This window comes from uncultured Brevundimonas sp. (genome assembly GCF_963974615.1).
In the GTDB taxonomy this organism is placed as follows: Bacteria; Pseudomonadota; Alphaproteobacteria; order Caulobacterales; family Caulobacteraceae; genus Brevundimonas.
Genome location: NZ_CAXBDH010000020.1, coordinates 23,839 through 40,856, shown reverse-complemented (window position 1 = coordinate 40,856; position 17,018 = coordinate 23,839). Strand labels below are relative to the sequence as shown.

Genomic DNA, 17,018 nt, shown 5'->3' with positions numbered 1-17,018 from the left:
CCGGATCAAAGCCAGACTATCAGACGATCAACACACAAGGTGGGCGGCGGAGCCGTCCGGATGAGGGGGCTCTGTCCGGGGCACGATGGCTGGAGCGGGTTGAGTCTGATCGTTGACGGGGCGGCGGCGGAACCAGCCCCCTCATCCGTCTCGCGCTGCGAGCCACCTTCTCCCACAAGGGGAGAAGGACGTGAGGGACGGTCCGTGCCTGAACAGATCGCGCGGCGAGCGGCAGCGCTCCGGGACGTCAGCGAGGTTCCGCCCGCTCCCGGCACCAGACGTCAGACGGCAGACCCCAACTGCGGATCAGCGCTCCCAGTCGTTCGCGGTCGTAGTTCAGGCTATTGCTGTAGGGATGCAGGAAGACGCCCCCCTCGAACGGGAACAGCGCCGGAAAGGCGTCCGCACCGCTGCAGCAGAAGCAGACCCTGATCTCAGCGACCAGCGTCCCCACATCGTCGTAATAGCGGAAGAAGTGATGCGGGATGAAGCAGGCATCCACCGCGCCTCCCCGGCTTGACCGTTTCGACAGGGTCGCCTCAAACGCCGCCCTCTGGGTGGTGCTCAGGGGGCGGCCCTGCGGTTCGAGCCAGTCTCCGTCCGACGAGGGGTCATCGGTCTGGACGAACAGCCGAACCGTCTTCGCCTCGGGATAGGGATGGACGGCGGTTTCGGAAACCACCTCATAGGGCCGAGCCCCATGTTCATCCGGTGGCCAGATCCGGTTCTCCAGCGGTAGCGCCCAATGATCGACCGTCGCCCAGCCAACACCGACAATCAGGCCGACCGCGAGCGCCGCAAGGCCGAGAATTTTGTATCGCTTCATGGATCACCCCGCCCGGAAGGGACGAGAGGCCGACAAGTTTGTCAACCGGAGCTAGATACAGATCGCGTGATCCGCTCCCTACCCGAAACCCGGTGCCTCACGACAGCACTGGGTCCCCGCCCTGGCTGCTACGCGCCGCCCTTCGGGTCGCGGGGATGATCGGGGTTTGTTGCACTCTCCCGCTGTCGTCATCCTGCGGCGAGCGCCCGCGTCAGCGGGGGCGAGACCGGAGGACCCAGCGGCGCGCGGCAGCGCGAAAGGGTCCGGCACGATGCGGTGGACAGATTTCGCGATCGCTGACGCGACCGCGCCGCTGGGTTCTCCGGTCGCTCTGCGAGCGCCGCAGAATGACGACAGCTTTTGGGGGACTCGAGGGGAGAAGGGCGTGGCGGCACGGTCCCTGCCTGAACAGATCGCGCTCCGCGCGCCGCTGGGTCCCGGGGTTCGCTGCGCGCCCCCGGGATGACGACAGCAAAGGAGGGGGGGGAGGTCCCGCAGGGCCGACGACCGCGGTCCATTCAGATATGAATGGCGTGTCCCAGCGCCCGCAGGGATGCCTCGTGGAAGGCCTCGCCGAGAGTGGGGTGGACGTGGATAATGCCGGCGACGTCTTCCAGCACCGCGCCCATCTCCAGCATCTGGGCGAAGCTGTTGGACAGTTCGGCGACGTGCTGGCCGACGGCCTGGACGCCGAGCAGGCGGTGGTCAGACTTGGACGCCAGCACACGGACGAAGCCGCCGTCGTCGCCGGCCTCGATGGCCAGGGCGCGACCGATGGCGGCCAGCGGGAAGACGGCCTGAATGACGTCGTCGCGGCCCTCGACGTCGAGCGGGCCGAGGCCGGCGGAAACGATCTCGGGCTCGGTGAAACAGACGGCGGCGATGGTGACGGGGTTGAAGGTCTTTTCCTGGGCGCTAGCGCTCGCGGCGCGGCCGCTCGCTGCCTGAGCGCGCCCGGCGATGATCTCGGCGACGACCTCGCCCTGGGCGCTGCCCTTGTGGGCCAGCATCGGTTCGCCGGTCAGGTCGCCGACGGCCCAGACGTTCTTCATCGAGGTGGCGCAGCGCTCGTCGATCTTCACAAACGGCCCGGCCATGGCCACGCCCATGTTTTCGAGTCCCCAGCCCTGGGTGCGCGGGCGGCGGCCGACGGTGACCAGCACCTTGTCGGCCTTGAGCTTGATCTCTTTGCCGTCCTTGGTCGTGACGTTGAGCTGGCCCTTCTCGAACGACCCGGCTTTCGCGCCGAGGTAAAGGTCGACGCCGTGCTTCTCGAGCCATTTCTGCACCGGATCGGTCAGGGCCTTGTCGTAGAGCGGCAGCAGGCGGTCGGCCATTTCGACGATGGTGACGTCCGCGCCAAGTTTGCGGAAGGCGATGCCCAGTTCCAGCCCGATATAGCCGCCGCCGACCACGACCAGCTTGCCGGGCACCTTGTCCAGCGACAGGGCCTCGGTCGAGGAGATGACGTCGCCGCCGAATTTCAGGAACGGCAGTTCGACCGGCTCGGAGCCGGTGGCGAGAATGACGTGTTCGGCCGAGATGGTGATGTCGCCCTCGGCCGTCTTCACCGTGCAGGTCTTGGCGTCGGTGAACTCGGCCCAGCCCTTGATGACCTTGACCTTGGACTTCTTCAGCAGGGCGGCGACGCCGTTGTTGAGCTTCCTGACGATGCCGTCCTTCCACGCCGTGGTCTGGGCCAGGTCGATCGCCGGTTTGGCCGCCGTGATGCCCAGGGTGCCGCCGCTGGCGGCCTTGGCCACCGTCTCGAATTTCGAGGCCGCATGGATGATGGCCTTGGACGGGATGCAGCCGACGTTCAGACAGGTGCCGCCGAGGCCGTCACCACCGTCGACCAGCACGGTCTCGAGGCCCAGCTGGCCACAGCGGATGCCCGCGACATAGCCACCGGTGCCGGCGCCGATGATCAGGACTTTGGTTTTCAGGGTCTGGGTCATGTCTTGCTCGCCATTCTGACCCCTCTCCCGGCGGGAGAGGGAGGGGCCCACTCGCGAAGCGAGTGGGAGGGTGAGGGGTTACAGAGGTCGATCATCGGCACCGTAAACCCTCATCCGGCCGGGCTTCGCCCGGCCACCTTCTCCCACCGGGAGAAGGGTCTTCATTCACATCCACAACGTCGCCGGGTGCTCCAGCAGGCCCTTGATCCGCTGCACGAACACCGCCGCGTCGTGGCCGTCGACGATGCGGTGATCGAAGCTGGACGACAGGTTCATCATCTTGCGCACGACCATTTGGCCGTTCTTCACGACCACCCGTTCGGCGATCTTGTTGGGGCCGACGATGGCGACCTCGGGGTGGTTGATGATCGGGGTGTGGATGACCCCGCCCAGGGTGCCCAGCGAGGTGATGGTGATGGTCGAACCGGTCAGGTCTTCGCGCTTGGCGCTGCCGTCCTTGGCCGCGGTCGAGACGCGGCCGATCTCCAGCGCCGTGTCCCACGGATCGCGGGCCTCGGCGTGGCGGACCACCGGCACCATCAGGCCGTTCGGCGTCTGGGCGGCGATGCCGATGTGCACTCCGGCGTGGGTGGTCAGGACGCCGGCCTCGTCATCGTAGTGCGAGTTGATCGTCGGCTGGTCGCGCAGGGCCAGGATGATAGCCCGGGCGAGGAAGGGCAGCAGGGTCAGCTTGGGCTGGTCCCTGGTCTTGGTCGCATTCAGGTGGGCGCGCAGGTCCTCGAGCGCGGTGACGTCGATCTCCTCCACATAGGTGATGTGGGGGATGCGGCGCACGGACTCGGCCATCTTCTCGGCGATCTTGCGCCGGATGCCGATGATGCGGGTCTCGGTCGTGCCGTCGGCCTGGGCATAGGTCGATCCGGTCGATGATCCGGACCCGGACGATCCGCGACCGCCCGAGGCGACGAAGGCGTCCAGATCGCCGTGCTCAATGCGTCCGGCCGGGCCGGAGCCGGGCACGAACTGCAGTTCGATACCGAGGTCGCGGGCCCGGTCACGCACGGCGGGGGAGGCGAGGGGGCGTTGGTTGCGGGCGGACAATTTCCGGGAGCCCTCCCCCTTGATGGGGGAGGGTTGGGTGGGGGTGGAAGCGGTGGCCGGTTTCGCGCTGGAGGCGGCGGGGGCAGCGGCGGGCCGTTTGGCGGCACTGTCACCCCCATCCCCGGCCCTTCCCCCATCAAGGGGGAAGGGAGCAGAGGCGGCGGACGCGACAATGTTCCCCCTGCCCTCGACCTTGAAGCTGACCAGCGGGCCGCCGACGGCGAGTTGCTGGCCGGGTTCACCGTGCAGGGCGACGACCGTGCCGCTGACCGGGCTGGTCAGTTCGACGGTGGCCTTGTCGGTCATGATGTCGGCGACGATCTGGTCCTCGACGACGGTGTCGCCGACCTTCACATGCCAGCCGACCAGTTCGGCCTCGGCCGTGCCCTCGCCGACGTCGGGCAGTTTGAAGATGTGGTTGGCGCCGGGGGCGGACCCACTCGAGCCCTCCCCCTTGATGGGGGAGGGTTGGGTGGGGGGGACGGCGGGTGCGGTTTCGGCGGCGGCGGTCGACGCGGATGCAGTGTCACCCCCATCCCCGGCCCTTCCCCCATCAAGGGGGAAGGGAGAAGAGGCGGGCACCTCACCGGAATTGCCCGCGCCCTCGACCTCGAACTCGACCAGCGGCGAGCCGACGGCCAGTTGCTGGCCGGGTTCGCCGTGGGCGGCGGTGACGGTGCCGGCGACCGGGCTGGTCAGCTCGACCGTGGCCTTGTCGGTCATGATGTCGGCGAGGATCTGGTCCTCAGCGACGGTGTCACCGACCTTGACGTGCCAGGCGACCAGTTCGGCCTCGGCGGTGCCCTCACCCACGTCGGGCAGTTTGAAGACGAAACGACCCATCTCAGCGCGCCCCCGTGTTTTGGCCAGACATGACGGATTTCAAGGCGTCGGACACCCGTTGCGGGCCGGGGAAATATTCCCATTCGAACGCGTGCGGATAGGGGGTGTCCCAACCGGTGACCCGGGCGATCGGGGCCTCCAGATGATAGAAGCAGCGCTCCTGCACCAGGGCTGACAGCTCACCGCCGTAGCCCGAGGTCTTCGGGGCCTCGTGGACGATGACGCAGCGGCCGGTCTTCTTCACGCTGGCCTCGATGGTTTCGATGTCCAGCGGCACCAGGGTGCGCAGGTCGATGACTTCGGCGTCGACCCCGGCGTGCTCGGCCCCGGCCAGGGAGACCCAGACCATGGTGCCGTAGGCGAGGATGGTGACGTCATTGCCCTCGCGCATGATCCGCGCCTTGCCGATCGGCTCGATGTATTTGCCGGTCGGGACCTGGGCCAGGTCCTGGGTCTTCCACGGGCTGACCGGCTTCTCGTGCCAGCCGTCGAACGGGCCGTTGTAGAGGCGTTTCGGCTCGAGGAAGATGACCGGGTCGTCGTCCTCGATGGCCGCGGTCAGCAGGCCCTTGGCGTCATAGGGGTTTGACGGAATGACGACCTTGAGCCCGGCGATATGGGTGAACAGGCTTTCCGGCGACTGGCTGTGGGTCTGGCCGCCGAAGATGCCGCCGCCGTAGGGCGAACGCACCACGATCGGGGCGGTGAACTGGCCGCCCGAGCGGTAGCGCAGCTTGGCCGCCTCGGAGACGATCTGGTCATAGGCCGGATAGATGTAGTCGGCGAACTGGATCTCGACCACCGGACGCAGGCCGTAGCTGCCCATGCCGATGGCGGCGGCGACGATGCCGCATTCGCTGATCGGGGCGTCGAAACTGCGGGTCAGGCCGTGCTTTTGCTGCAGCTGGTCGGTGACGCGGAACACGCCGCCGAAATAGCCGGCGTCCTCGCCGAACGACAGGACGTTCGGATCCTCGGCCATCTTCACGTGCAGGGCCGAGTTCAGCGCCTGGATCATGTTCATGGGCGTGATCTGGGGCTGCACGGCAGCGGTCTCTTTATTGGCTTTGTCGCTCATGGTCAGACCCCGACCTCGCGGCGTTGCTCGACCAGACGCCAGTCCTCGGTCGCATAGACCTCTTCGAACATCGTCTTCACCGAGGGGCGCGACTGGCCGAGGGTGCCGATGGCCTCGGACTCCTTGCCGGCGGCGCGGACCTGGTCGACGGCCTCGGCCTCGGCGGCGGTCTGTTGGTCGTCGGACCATTCGCCGAGCGCGATCAGATGCTGTTTCAGCCGGGCGATCGGGTCGCCGAGCGGCCATTTGTCGTGCTCGTCGGCGGGGCGGTAGCGGCTGGGATCGTCCGAGGTCGAGTGCGGCGCACCACGGTAGGTGAACAGCTCGATGACGGTCGCGCCCTGGTTGGTGCGGGCCCGTTCCTCGGCCCACTGGGTCGCGGCCCAGACGGCGAGGAAGTCATTGCCGTCGACACGCAGGGCCGGGAGGCCGTAGCCGATAGCCTTGGAGGCGAAGGTCGTCTCAAGCCCGCCGGCGATGCCCATGAAGGAGCTGATGGCCCACTGGTTGTTGACGATGTTGAGGATGACCGGGGCGCGATAGACGCTGGCGAAGGTCAGGGCGTTGTGGAAGTCGCCCTCGGCCGTGGCCCCGTCGCCGATCCAGCTGATGGCGATCTTGTCATCGCCCTTGTAGGCGCTGGCCATGGCCCAGCCCACCGCCTGGGGCACCTGGGTGCCGAGATTGCCGCTGATGGTGAAGAAGCCGTAGTCCTTGGCCGAATACATGATCGGCAGCTGACGGCCCTTGATGGGGTCGGACGCGTTCGAATAGATCTGGTTCATCATCGCCACCAGCGGATAGCCGCGAGCGATCAGCAGACCCTGCTGACGATAGGTGGGAAAGCCCATGTCCTCGCGCGACAGGATCATGCCCTGGGCGACGGCGATGGCCTCTTCCCCGGTGCATTTCATATAGAAGCTGGTCTTGCCCTGGCGGTGGGCGCGATGCATCCGGTCGTCGAAGGCGCGGGTCAGGATCATGGCCTTGAGCCCCTTGCGCAGGGTGTCGGCGTCCAGACGCGGGTTCCACGGGCCGACGGCCTGACCATCGTCGTCCAGCACCCGGATCAGACGGAAGGCGTGGTCACGCATCTCATAGGGGGTGGTCGAGACCTGGGGCCGGTCCACGACCCCGGCGGCATCCAGCTGCAAGTGGCTGAAATCGGTCGCATCTCCCGGCCGGCCCGACGGCTCCGGCACGCGCAGCGACAGTGGTTGGGTGTTCTTCGTCATCTATCCTGCCGCCTGGTTGAACCGACCGCGTTTCCTCTTAGCGCGCCCCTTAGCATGAGACACGACCAATGGCTCGCTCAATTTTGACCTTGCACAAGGCCATTTTCGGGTATTTTATTGCGTCATAATTCCATTGGGAGAAACACCTTGGCGGACGAACTAGACCCCGTCGACGCTCGCATTCTCGACATCCTGCAACAGGACGCCGGGCTTTCGGTCGCCGACATCGCCGAACGGGTCGGGCTGTCTGCGTCTCCCTGCTGGCGTCGGATCAAGAGACTGGAGGATAGCGGTCTCATCCGCAAGCGGGTCACCCTGCTCAATGCCGCCATGCTGGGGCTGGATTTCGAGGTCTATGCCATCGTCAAGCTGAGCCTGCCGTCACGCGAAAACCTCGATGTGTTCGAGGCCGCCGTGGGGGCCTGGCCCGAGGTCGTGCAGTGCGCCACCATCACCGGCCGCGAGGACTATGTGCTGCGGATCATCACCTCGGACATGCATGCCTTCGACCGGTTCCTGCGGGAGAAGCTGCTGAGCCTGGGCATTGTCTCCGACTGCGAGAGCCATATCGTCACCCGCGGGGTCAAGGACATCACGGCCCTGCCGCTGGGGCTGGTCACGCCGCACGTGACCTGAATCCGGATCCGGGGGACTGGACGGCCGCGCCGGACCCGACGATCATGGTTCCGCTGAGTCCCGGCACAGGAGCCCCCCATGATCGAAATGGTGATTGACGCCCGGCGCAAGGACCTCGGCGGGTTCGAGGTCGGTCGCATCCTGCCCTTTCATGCGCGGCGCATGGTCGGCCCCTTCATCTTCCTCGACCAGATGGGACCGGCGGAATTCGCGCCGGGGGCCGAAGGGATCAATGTCCGCCCGCACCCGCATATCGGCCTGTCGACCCTGACCTATCTGTTCGAGGGCGAGATCATCCACCGCGACAATACCGGGGTGACCCAGGCCATCCGCCCCGGAGAGGTCAACTGGATGACCGCCGGCAAGGGCATCGTCCATTCCGAACGCACCGATCCGCTGAAGCGATCGACCGGTGGCCCGATGCACGGCATGCAGGCCTGGATCGCCCTGCCCGATGAGAGCGAGGATGCCGATCCGGCCTTTCACCATCACGACGAAATCGACCAGCCTTCCTATGAGAACAGCGGCCTGTTCGCCCGGCTGGTGGCCGGTGAGGCCTATGGGGCGAAGGCGGCAGTGCAGACCTCGTCACCGCTGTTCTATGTCCACTGGGAAATGCAGGCGGGTGTGCGCACCTCCCCGCCGCCCGGCAAGGGCACCGGTGGCATGAGCGAACGCGCCCTCTATGTCGCCAAGGGGCAGATCGAGGTCGGGGACCGCCGCTTCCATGAGGGCCAGATGATCGTGCTGGAACCCCAGGCCGAACCGACCATCCGGGCCATCATCCCGTCGACCGTGATGGTGATGGGCGGTGAACCGGTGGGCGAGCGGCTGATCTGGTGGAATTTCGTCGCCTCGTCACAGGCCCGGATGGATCAGGCCAAGGCCGACTGGAAGGCCGGACGGATGAAGCTGCCCGACGGCGACAGCGACGAATTCATTCCGCTGCCCGAGACCCCGGCCACGCCGGAACCTACTGATCCGGTCTAGGCCGGTCGGGTTCAGTCGGCCTCGCCCGGCGACGGATCATCTTCAGACACCCAGGGCGTCGATTCGGGACGGCCGTCACGACGATCATCCTCGCCCGGCAGGGTGATATGGCTGACGCCCGCCGCGCGGACCGTATCCTCGGCCTCATGCGGAACCTCATGGAGCAGGATGTTGCGGCTACGACGACGCATGGCGTCGAGCAGACGCGACAGCCGCCGGAACCCCCGACGGTGCAGTGCACCGTCAGCGGTCAGGGCGGTAAAGGCGTATTCACTCATCAAACGTTCGACCATGGCCGGTTCGGAGACGCGGGCCATCATCGACCGGACGAAGGGACGCATCAGGGAGACGGCTTCGCCGACGCGCCCGGTCGGCAGACCGGCGTGCATATCCTCGATTTCAAGCACGACCGCCTTGCGCATGACGTCGACCACACCAGCGCTGCGTCCGACCAGATTGTTACGCTGACGGCGGGCCGAGATGGATTCGAAATACACCGGCACGAACAGGGCGAACATGCCGCCCTCATTCTGGTACTCGACCAGCAGCTCATTAAGACGGGCAAAGGTCGCCAGGTCGATGGCCTCGCGATCCGCGTCGCTCAACGGTCCCAGGCTGTGCGGCAGGCGACGGCGCAGGGCATAGGCGGCGATGCCGCCGCCATCCAGCCGCCACACGGCGGTGACGTCGATAACCATGGGGATGGCTTCGCCCTTGGCGGTGACAAAGGGCGTGGCATAGCTGCGGCCAGCCAGCGGTGGCGTCCAGCTGGCCGGTGTGCAATCCGTTTCCGTGGCTTCCGAAGCCGTCGCCCCGGCCCGGGAAACCGGGGGAACCGCAGCCGGTCGAGGGGGCGGCGCACTCGGGTCGACCGGCACACAGCTGAGCTGGCCGCCGCTGACGTCAGACACCCGGGCCAGCTGAACGTCCTCGTCGGCGTTGCGGCCGAGAAAAAAGGTGAGGACGGAACGCAGCACCTCAGTGCAGGTCACCTGGGCGTCATAGCCGCTGCTGGAGGCGATGGCCGCGAGAACCGTGATGTCATCCAGACGAATAAACACATCCGGCGGCGGCAATTTGCGCAACAGGGCGCGCTCGACTCCGTCCCAGATATGGTCGCTGCGGGTGTCCCAGCGCGAACCAAGCTGCTCGCGGATCGGGGCCAGTGACAGGGTGAAGACCCGGCCCTCGCGGATCAGCCCCGCCTCGGCCATCCGGTCAATCTGATCGCGGCGCGAGGTGCTGATGCTGACGATCGAAACCGGACTGGACACATGCCTCTTCCAAACTGGACTACCCTCACAGGTAAATCACCGGACTTTAGGAAGTCTTACAGCACCGCAGTAGAAACGTCTGCAAATACAGACAGCTTGGCCGCAGAAGTCGGATTTTTCACTGTCGATTGAACTGATTACAAGTCGCGCAGAAAGCCGAGCAGGTAGTCGTTGACCTCAACCGGACGTTCCTGCTGCAACCAGTGACCGGCACCGGTCAGCACATGCCGACCGCGCAGGTCGACAAGCCAGTCGCCGAGTGTCGCCTCATGCGCGCCGGCATAGCGACGAACCGGATCAAGCTCGCCGACAAGGAACAGGGCGGGCACGGTGATCCTGGCGTCCTGAACAAAGGCCGTCAGGGCCCAATTGCGGTCGAGGCAGCGGTACCAGTCGAGCGGCCCCTTGAATCCACCGGCGGTAAAGGCGGCGACATAGTCGGCGAAATGGTCGGGACTGAGCCAGGGCGGCAGGGCCGCGTGGTCCGGGACGGCCTCGAGCATGCTGACGCCGGGCGGCAGCAGGCCGGTGGCGCGGTGTTCCGGTGCGGTAGCACCGTCATAGCTCCAGAAGCATTTGCGCAGGGCAGTTGCCGGGTCGGCATCAAACGCCAGGTGCGCGTCGGCCGCCTGAAAGCGCAGGATATAGATATCGCCCAGTCCGGCCCGCCGACCCATCGCGGCCATGGTTTCGGTCGGCCGGCCATTGGGGCGACGCGGCTGGAACGGGACCGACAGACCGGCGACGGCGCGGAACATGTCGGGTCGCAGCAGGGCACAGTGCCAGGCCACCGGCGCGCCCCAGTCGTGCCCCACGACGACGCATTCGCTTTCCCCCAGCGCCCGCACCAGATCGACCATGTCCCCGACCAGATGCAGCAGGGTGTGGTCGGCGGTCTCGCCCGGCTTGTCGGTGCCGCCATAGCCGCGCATGTCGGGGGCCACGGCGTGATAGCCGGCCGCCGCCAAAGCCTCGACCTGGGCACGCCAGCTGAGGCCCAGTTCGGGGAAGCCGTGGAGCAGCAACACCAGCGGACCGGTCCCGGCCTCGAGGATCTGCTGGGTCAGGCCGTCGGTTTTCAACCGTCTCGTCTGCATCGGACCTCCGGGGGAGTAGCGCCGGGCGCGGCATTGTGATTTGTGCCGGACATGACCCGCCTGACATCGCTTCCTGACGGTACGGCCGTTCCCATCCTTGGCCAAGGGACCTGGGAGATCGGCGACCATCCTGAAACCCGCGACGCCGAAATGCGCGCCCTGTCGCGCGGCCTCGACCTGGGCCTGACCCTGGTCGACACGGCCGAGATCTATGGCAATGGCAATTCCGAACGGCTGGTCGGCGAGGTCATCGCCGGGCGGCGCGACGAGGTGTTTCTGGTGTCCAAGGTCAAGCCGGACAATGCCAGCGAGATGAAGATGATGCTGGCCTGCGAGAAGTCGCTGGAGCGGCTGGGGACCGACCGGCTGGACCTGTATCTGCTGCACTGGGAGGGTCGCCATCCGCTGGAGGAGACCATCGCCGCCTTCGAGGAACTGGTCGACGAGGGCATGATCCTGCGCTGGGGCGTCAGCAACATCGACCTGAAGACCATGCGCAAGATGATGCGGATGGAGGGCGGCGACCAGTGCGCGGCCAATCAGGTCCTGTATCACCCCGGCTCGCGCGGCATCGAGTTCGACCTGCTGCCGTGGTCGCGGGCCCGCGACATGCCGGTGATGGCCTATTCGCCGCTGGGACGCGGCAAGCTGCTGAACGAACCGGTGCTGCAGCAGATCGCCGACCGCCACGACGCCACCCCGGCCCAGATCGCCCTGGCCATGGTGCTGCGTCAGGAGGGGATCATCGCCATTCCCAAGGCGTCCACGGTCGAGCACGTCGAGCTGAATGCTGCGGCGCTGGAGATCCAGCTGGACGACGAGGACATCGCCGCCCTGGACCGCGCCTTCCCGCCGCCGACGTCGGAACAGCCGCTGGATGTGATCTAGGGCCAAGGCCGGGAGCGGGCGGGTCCGGTGGTCAGGGCGCGGGCCGGTGAGCGGACGCGCGGAATGTCCGGTAGGGGTGGCTCAACCGGTGAACGCAACACACTAACTTTATCTTCGGAGATGAAACGTGGGTGATGAAGCAGCGTCGAAAGCGGTCAATCGACACGCCCAAAGGTCGGCTCACCTTGTCATCCCGGACGCTGCGAAGCGGCGATCCGGGACGGTGTGATCCCCGTGTTCGGGGCTTCCCGGAAATCGCGGCGCGATTGTCCGGGAGACGGGTTCCGCCACGCTGGATCCTGACCTGTCTCCCGGAAAGCGGCTGACGCCGCTTCCGGGAGGATTAATTTCTTTCACTCAAGCGTCCCGGACAGCGCCTCCGGCGCTTCCGGGATGACAACTGCCAATCGGTACCGTTCGGGCAAGGCCGGCATCAAGAACGGGTCGAGAGTGGTCAATCGGCAAATCGGCATAGCTGACTTGCGCTATGGGCGGCGGCGCGCTTTGATCGGCGGATGAAACCCCTGACTGCCGCCGCACTATTGGGCGCTCTGACGGCGTTCGCATCCCTGCAAGTCGCCGTCGCACAACCTTCAGCTCTGACCCGCGATTGGGCCCAACAGCTGGAAGCATCGCTCGATCTGAAGGTGGCGCTGAACGCCACGCCCCACCTGGAAGGCGGCGCTCCGAAGCCCGTCGCCGAATATGCTCGCTACTATCGAATGATCGAGAGGGATGGGCGTCAGATTGTCGAAGCGGTTTTTGCGCCTCCGGTCGAGCCGCATCCATCGGACTGGCGAACCTCCCGGTACACCCCGAACGGCATGGAAGATTTGGGGCCAACCCCACAGCCATCCGCGGAGGCTTTGCAGCGTGGTCGCCGCGACATCCACATTGACGAGCCGTTTCCCGTCGTTTTCGACGGCGGCTGTTCGGTCGTGACGCTTTCAATCGACTATGAAAGCCGCCGCATTCTTTCTGCCCATTGCAATGGTGTTGCCTGACGCACCCTGACGTCCGACTTGGGTCGATACCGGACTTGTGGTGGACGCCTGAAACCGGCCATTCACCGACCCCGCCCCCTGCCTCCGCAAGACAGGGGGCCCCGCAGCATCCCCCCTCCCCGCCGCGCCGCGACGGGGAGGATGGATCGGATCAGGCGGCCTTCTTCGCTCCGGCGAACTTGCCGTAGAAGGTCTCGCCTTTCTTGGCCATGTCGCGCAGCAGTTGCGGCACCTTGAAGCGGTCGCCGTAGCGGGCGGCATAGTCATCCGCCTGGGCCACGAATTCCTTCAGACCGGTCTGGTCGATCATCGTGATCGGGCCGCCGGTCCAGGGCGCGAAGCCCCAGGCCAGGATGGCGCCGACATCGGCCTCGCGCGGGTCGTCGATGACGCCCTCTTCCCAGCAGCGCGCGACCTCGACGGCCTGACGGTACAGCAGGCGCTGCTTCTGGTCGGCGACCAGTTCGGGCGTCGAGTCATTGATCCTGACCGGGGCCAGCTCGGCCAGGCCGGGCCAGATGACCTTGGGCTTGCTGTCATAGTCATAGAAGCCCTTGCCGTTCTTGCGGCCGTAGCGGCCCAGCTCCTCGACCATCTTCTGGACGATGTGCGAGCCCGGCAGCGGCTGGTATTTGTCGCCCAGATCCTCGGCGGTCTGTTTGGCGATCTTGACCGACAGGTCCAGGGCCACGTCGTCGTGCATTTCCAACGGACCGCGCGGCATGCCGGTCATGCGGCCGATGTTGTCGATCAGGGCGGGGGCATAGCCCTCTTCCAGCATGGCCATGCCCTCGGCGACATAGGTGCCGAAGCAGCGCGAGGTGTAGAAGCCGCGGCCGTCGTTGACGACGATCGGGGTCTTGCGGATCTTCATCACATAGTCGAGCGACTTGGCGATCGCCGCCTCGCCGGTCTTCTCGCCGAGGATGATCTCGACCAGCATCATCTTGTCGACCGGCGAGAAGAAATGGATGCCGATGAAGTCCTCGGGACGGACGGAAGCCTCGGCCAGACCGGTGATCGGCAGGGTCGAGGTGTTGGAACCGAACACCGCCCCCGGGGCCAGCTGGGCCTCGGCGCGCTTGGTCACGTCGGCCTTGATCTCGCGGTTCTCGAACACGGCCTCGATGACCAGATCCGAACCCTTGATCAGGTCGTAGTCGGTGGTGGCGGTGACCGATCCGAGCAGGGCGTCGAACTTGTCCTGGGTGATCTGGCCGCGCGACAGACGCTTCTTCAGCAGTTCCTCGACATGGGCCTTGCCCTTGTCGGCGTCTTCCTGGCTGCGGTCGATCAGGATGGTCTCGATCCCGGCCAGGGCCTGAACGAAGGCGATGCCCGCGCCCATCATGCCGGCCCCGATGACGGTGACCTTCTTCGGATCGGACTTGGGCTGACCGGCCGGGCGCACGGCCCCCTTGTCCAGCTCCTGCTTCGACAGGAACAGCGAGCGGATCATGGCCTGGGCCTGCGGCGTCATCAGGGTCTTGATGAAATAGCGGGTCTCGATGCGCAGGGCCGCGTCCATCGGCACCTGAACGCCCTCATAGACGGCCTTCATCAGATTGGTGGCGGCCGGATAGTTGCCGTAGGTCTGCTTGCGGATCATCGCATTGCCGACGAGGAAATTCTGGATCCCGACCGGATGGTAGGGACCACCGCCGGGCAGTTTGAAGCTCTTGTCGTCCCACGGCTGGACGGCCTTGCCGCCGCCCTTGATCCAGGCCTTGGCGGCCTCGACCTCGGTGCCCTTGGCCACGACCTCATGGATGATGCCCGCGCCCCTGGCGTCGTTGGGCCGGAAGGACTTGCCCTCGGTCATGGCCATCATCGCCGCCTGCACGCCGATCAGGCGCGGCAGCCGCTGGGTGCCGCCACCGCCGGGGAACAGGCCGACCTTGATCTCGGGCAGGCCCAGCTGGATCTTGTTGTCGTCACCGGCCACCCGGTAGTGGCAGGCCAGGGTCAGTTCGAGACCGCCGCCCAGCGCCAGGCCGGTGATGGCCGCGGCGACCGGCTTGCCGCAGGTCTCCAGCGCGCGCAGGGCCGCGTTCAGCTTCCAGCCGGCATCGTAGGCCTCCTGCAGCGAACCGCCGGCCAGCATGCCGCCGGCCATGTCGCCGAGGTCTGCCCCGGCGCAGAAGCCCGTGGTCTTGCCCGAGGTCAGCACCGCGCCCTTGATGGCGTCGTCGGTCCTGACCCGTTCGACCCACTCGGGGATCTCGGCCATGACCTTGCTGGTCAGGGTGTTCATCGACCGTCCGGGAACGTCGAAGGTGATCAGGGCGATGCCGTCGGCATCGACGTCGATTTTGAAATTTTCGAGGCTCATGATGCGTTCCCGTCAACTTGATGGTGGAGGTGAATGCGCTGGGCCGAGACCGTTTTCGTCTTCGACATCACGACATCGCCCGTGTGTTTGGTTTCGGAGGGTTCGAACAGAACCACCCAGCATTCTTCGTCCGCGACCGGATTGTGCTCGACGCCGCGAGGCACGACATGGACGTCCCCGGCACCGAGCCGGACCGGGGGGCGGTCGCGATATTCAATGACCATGCTGCCCTTCCAGATCAGGAACAGCTCGTCCTCGTCCGCATGGGCGTGCCAGGTCAGATCGCCCTGAATCTTGGCCACCTTGACGCTCTGGCCGTTCAGGTCCGCAACGACGCGCGGCGACCAGTGATCCGTCACCGCGGCGAATTCCTGATCGATCGAGCTGACGCGCCCCATCCCGGTCACACCCGCTCGATCACCGTGGCGACACCCATGCCGCCGCCGATGCACAGGGTGATGAGGGCGGTCGACTTGCCCGAGCGTTCCAGCTCGTCCAGCACCGTGCCGGTGATCATGGCCCCGGTCGCGCCCAGCGGGTGACCCATGGCGATGGCCCCGCCGCAGACGTTCATCTTGTCGTGGTCGACGTCGAGCGCCTGCATGAAGCGCAGCACCACGGCGGCGAAGGCCTCGTTCAGTTCATAGAGGTCGATGTCGGTCGACTGCATGCCCAGTTTGGCGAGCAGCTTCTTGGCCACGAACTCGGGGCCGGTCAGCATGATCGACGGCTCCGAACCGATCGAGGCCGCGCCGAGGATGCGGGCGCGCGGCTTGAGGCCTGCGCCCTGGCCGGCTTCCTTGGTGCCGATCAGCACCCCGGCCGAGCCGTCGACGATGCCCGAGCTGTTGCCCGGCGTGTGCACGTGATTGACGCGGGCCACCTCGGGGTAGCGCTGGTTGATCACGGAATCGAAGGCCATCTCGCCCATCATGGCGAAGGACGGCTTCAGCGACCCGAGGGTCTGCATGTCGGTACCGGGACGGATGGTCTCGTCACGATCCAGCTGGACCAGGCCGAGCTGATTCTTGACCGGGATGACCGAATTCTTGAACCGGCCCTCTTCCCAGCTACGGGCCGACCGCTTGTGGCTCTCGACTGAATAGGCGTCGACGTCGTCGCGGCTGAAGCCCCATTTCGAGGCGATCATGTCGGCCGAGACGCCCTGGGGCACGAAATAGGTCGGGAAGGCGCTGGAGGGATCGACCGGCCAGGCCCCGCCGTCGCTGCCCATCGGCACGCGGCTCATCGCCTCGATACCGCCGCCGACGGCGAAATCGGCCTCGCCGGACTTCACCTTGGCCGCGGCCATGTTCACGGCCTCGAGGCCTGAGGCGCAGAAGCGGTTGACCTGAACGCCCGAGGTGGTCTCGGCCCAGCCGGCGGTCAGCACGGCGGTGCGGGCGATGTCGGCGCCCTGCTCACCCACCGGGGAGACGCAGCCGAGGATGACGTCGTCGACCTTGGAGGTGTCCAGTTCGTTGCGGTCGCGCAGGGCTTCCAGCACCTGGGTCGCCATCGACAGGGCGGTGATCTCGTGCAGCGAGCCGTCCTTCTTGCCCTTGCCGCGCGGGGTGCGAACCGCATCATAAATATAGGCTTCGGCCATGGGGCGTCTCTCTTGGCTGGGGTCCCCGGCCCGGCTCTCGATGCCGGGCGACGAACGGGACGAACGGTTTGGAGCGTGCCCGTCAAGAACCCTACGTTTACGTCAACGTCAAGTATTTTGTCCCCAAAACCCGGCGAGACCGGGCCCTGTCGAGAACGACTCTCAGCTAGCGTGGCCGTAGGAACG

General features: G+C 66.3%; 14 protein-coding genes. 4 read left to right on the top strand and 10 right to left on the bottom strand.

All coding sequences use genetic code 11. From position 1 onward, the window contains the following. Nucleotides 1-247: 247 nt before the first annotated feature. The 5 genes from AAC050_RS13095 to AAC050_RS13075 form a co-directional block, all read right to left on the bottom strand. Complete coding sequence (locus tag AAC050_RS13095; protein ID WP_339915534.1) at nt 248-826, bottom strand: hypothetical protein; 579 nt, start codon at nt 824-826, stop codon at nt 248-250. 518 nt (nt 827-1,344) lie between these two features. Further along, nucleotides 1,345-2,784: a dihydrolipoyl dehydrogenase gene (lpdA, locus tag AAC050_RS13090; RefSeq protein WP_339915533.1), complete on the bottom strand. Its 1,440-nt coding sequence runs from the start codon at nt 2,782-2,784 to the stop codon at nt 1,345-1,347. Between the two features lie 165 nt (nt 2,785-2,949). After that, the gene (locus tag AAC050_RS13085; protein ID WP_339915532.1) at nt 2,950-4,689 is read right to left on the bottom strand and encodes a 2-oxo acid dehydrogenase subunit E2; all 1,740 of its coding nucleotides are present in this window, start codon (nt 4,687-4,689) and stop codon (nt 2,950-2,952) included. Nucleotide 4,690: 1 nt separating this feature from the next. Continuing rightward, nucleotides 4,691-5,767, bottom strand: a complete 1,077-nt coding sequence (locus tag AAC050_RS13080; protein WP_339915531.1) for an alpha-ketoacid dehydrogenase subunit beta — start codon at nt 5,765-5,767, stop codon at nt 4,691-4,693. Nucleotides 5,768-5,769: 2 nt separating this feature from the next. Continuing rightward, nucleotides 5,770-7,002: a thiamine pyrophosphate-dependent enzyme gene (locus AAC050_RS13075; protein WP_339915530.1), complete on the bottom strand. Its 1,233-nt coding sequence runs from the start codon at nt 7,000-7,002 to the stop codon at nt 5,770-5,772. 147 nt (nt 7,003-7,149) lie between these two features. On the opposite strand from AAC050_RS13075, the gene AAC050_RS13070 reads away from it, so the two are divergent. Further along, nucleotides 7,150-7,638 (top strand): Lrp/AsnC family transcriptional regulator, encoded by a 489-nt coding sequence (locus AAC050_RS13070; RefSeq protein WP_339915529.1) that lies wholly within the window; start codon nt 7,150-7,152, stop codon nt 7,636-7,638. 78 nt (nt 7,639-7,716) lie between these two features. Continuing rightward, nucleotides 7,717-8,628: a pirin family protein gene (locus tag AAC050_RS13065; protein ID WP_339915528.1), complete on the top strand. Its 912-nt coding sequence runs from the start codon at nt 7,717-7,719 to the stop codon at nt 8,626-8,628. An 11-nt stretch (nt 8,629-8,639) separates the two neighbouring features. On the opposite strand, the gene AAC050_RS13060 is transcribed toward AAC050_RS13065, so the two are convergent. Next, complete coding sequence (locus tag AAC050_RS13060) at nt 8,640-9,902, bottom strand: hypothetical protein (RefSeq protein ID WP_339915527.1); 1,263 nt, start codon at nt 9,900-9,902, stop codon at nt 8,640-8,642. Between the two features lie 137 nt (nt 9,903-10,039). Further along, nucleotides 10,040-10,999, bottom strand: coding sequence for an alpha/beta hydrolase (locus AAC050_RS13055; RefSeq protein ID WP_339915526.1), 960 nt, complete (start codon nt 10,997-10,999; stop codon nt 10,040-10,042). Nucleotides 11,000-11,050: 51 nt separating this feature from the next. Here AAC050_RS13055 and AAC050_RS13050 point away from each other — a divergent pair, with 51 nt between their 5' ends. Together AAC050_RS13050 and AAC050_RS13045 are read left to right on the top strand one after the other, a co-directional pair. Next, complete coding sequence (locus tag AAC050_RS13050) at nt 11,051-11,887, top strand: aldo/keto reductase (RefSeq protein ID WP_339915525.1); 837 nt, start codon at nt 11,051-11,053, stop codon at nt 11,885-11,887. A gap of 515 nt (nt 11,888-12,402) precedes the next feature. Beyond that, nucleotides 12,403-12,891: a hypothetical protein gene (locus AAC050_RS13045; RefSeq protein ID WP_339915524.1), complete on the top strand. Its 489-nt coding sequence runs from the start codon at nt 12,403-12,405 to the stop codon at nt 12,889-12,891. 151 nt (nt 12,892-13,042) lie between these two features. Here AAC050_RS13045 and AAC050_RS13040 read toward each other — a convergent pair whose 3' ends face one another. The 3 genes from AAC050_RS13040 to AAC050_RS13030 are packed head-to-tail and all read right to left on the bottom strand — an operon-like array spanning nt 13,043 to nt 16,832. Then, nucleotides 13,043-15,223 (bottom strand): 3-hydroxyacyl-CoA dehydrogenase NAD-binding domain-containing protein, encoded by a 2,181-nt coding sequence (locus AAC050_RS13040; protein ID WP_339915523.1) that lies wholly within the window; start codon nt 15,221-15,223, stop codon nt 13,043-13,045. Beyond that, on the bottom strand, nt 15,220-15,621 hold the full coding sequence (locus AAC050_RS13035) for a cupin domain-containing protein (protein WP_339915522.1): 402 nt from the start codon (nt 15,619-15,621) through the stop codon (nt 15,220-15,222). The genes AAC050_RS13040 and AAC050_RS13035 overlap by 4 nt, the downstream gene beginning before the upstream one ends. Nucleotides 15,622-15,626: 5 nt before the next feature. Then, nucleotides 15,627-16,832: an acetyl-CoA C-acetyltransferase gene (locus tag AAC050_RS13030; RefSeq protein ID WP_339915521.1), complete on the bottom strand. Its 1,206-nt coding sequence runs from the start codon at nt 16,830-16,832 to the stop codon at nt 15,627-15,629. Nucleotides 16,833-17,018 lie beyond the last annotated feature (186 nt).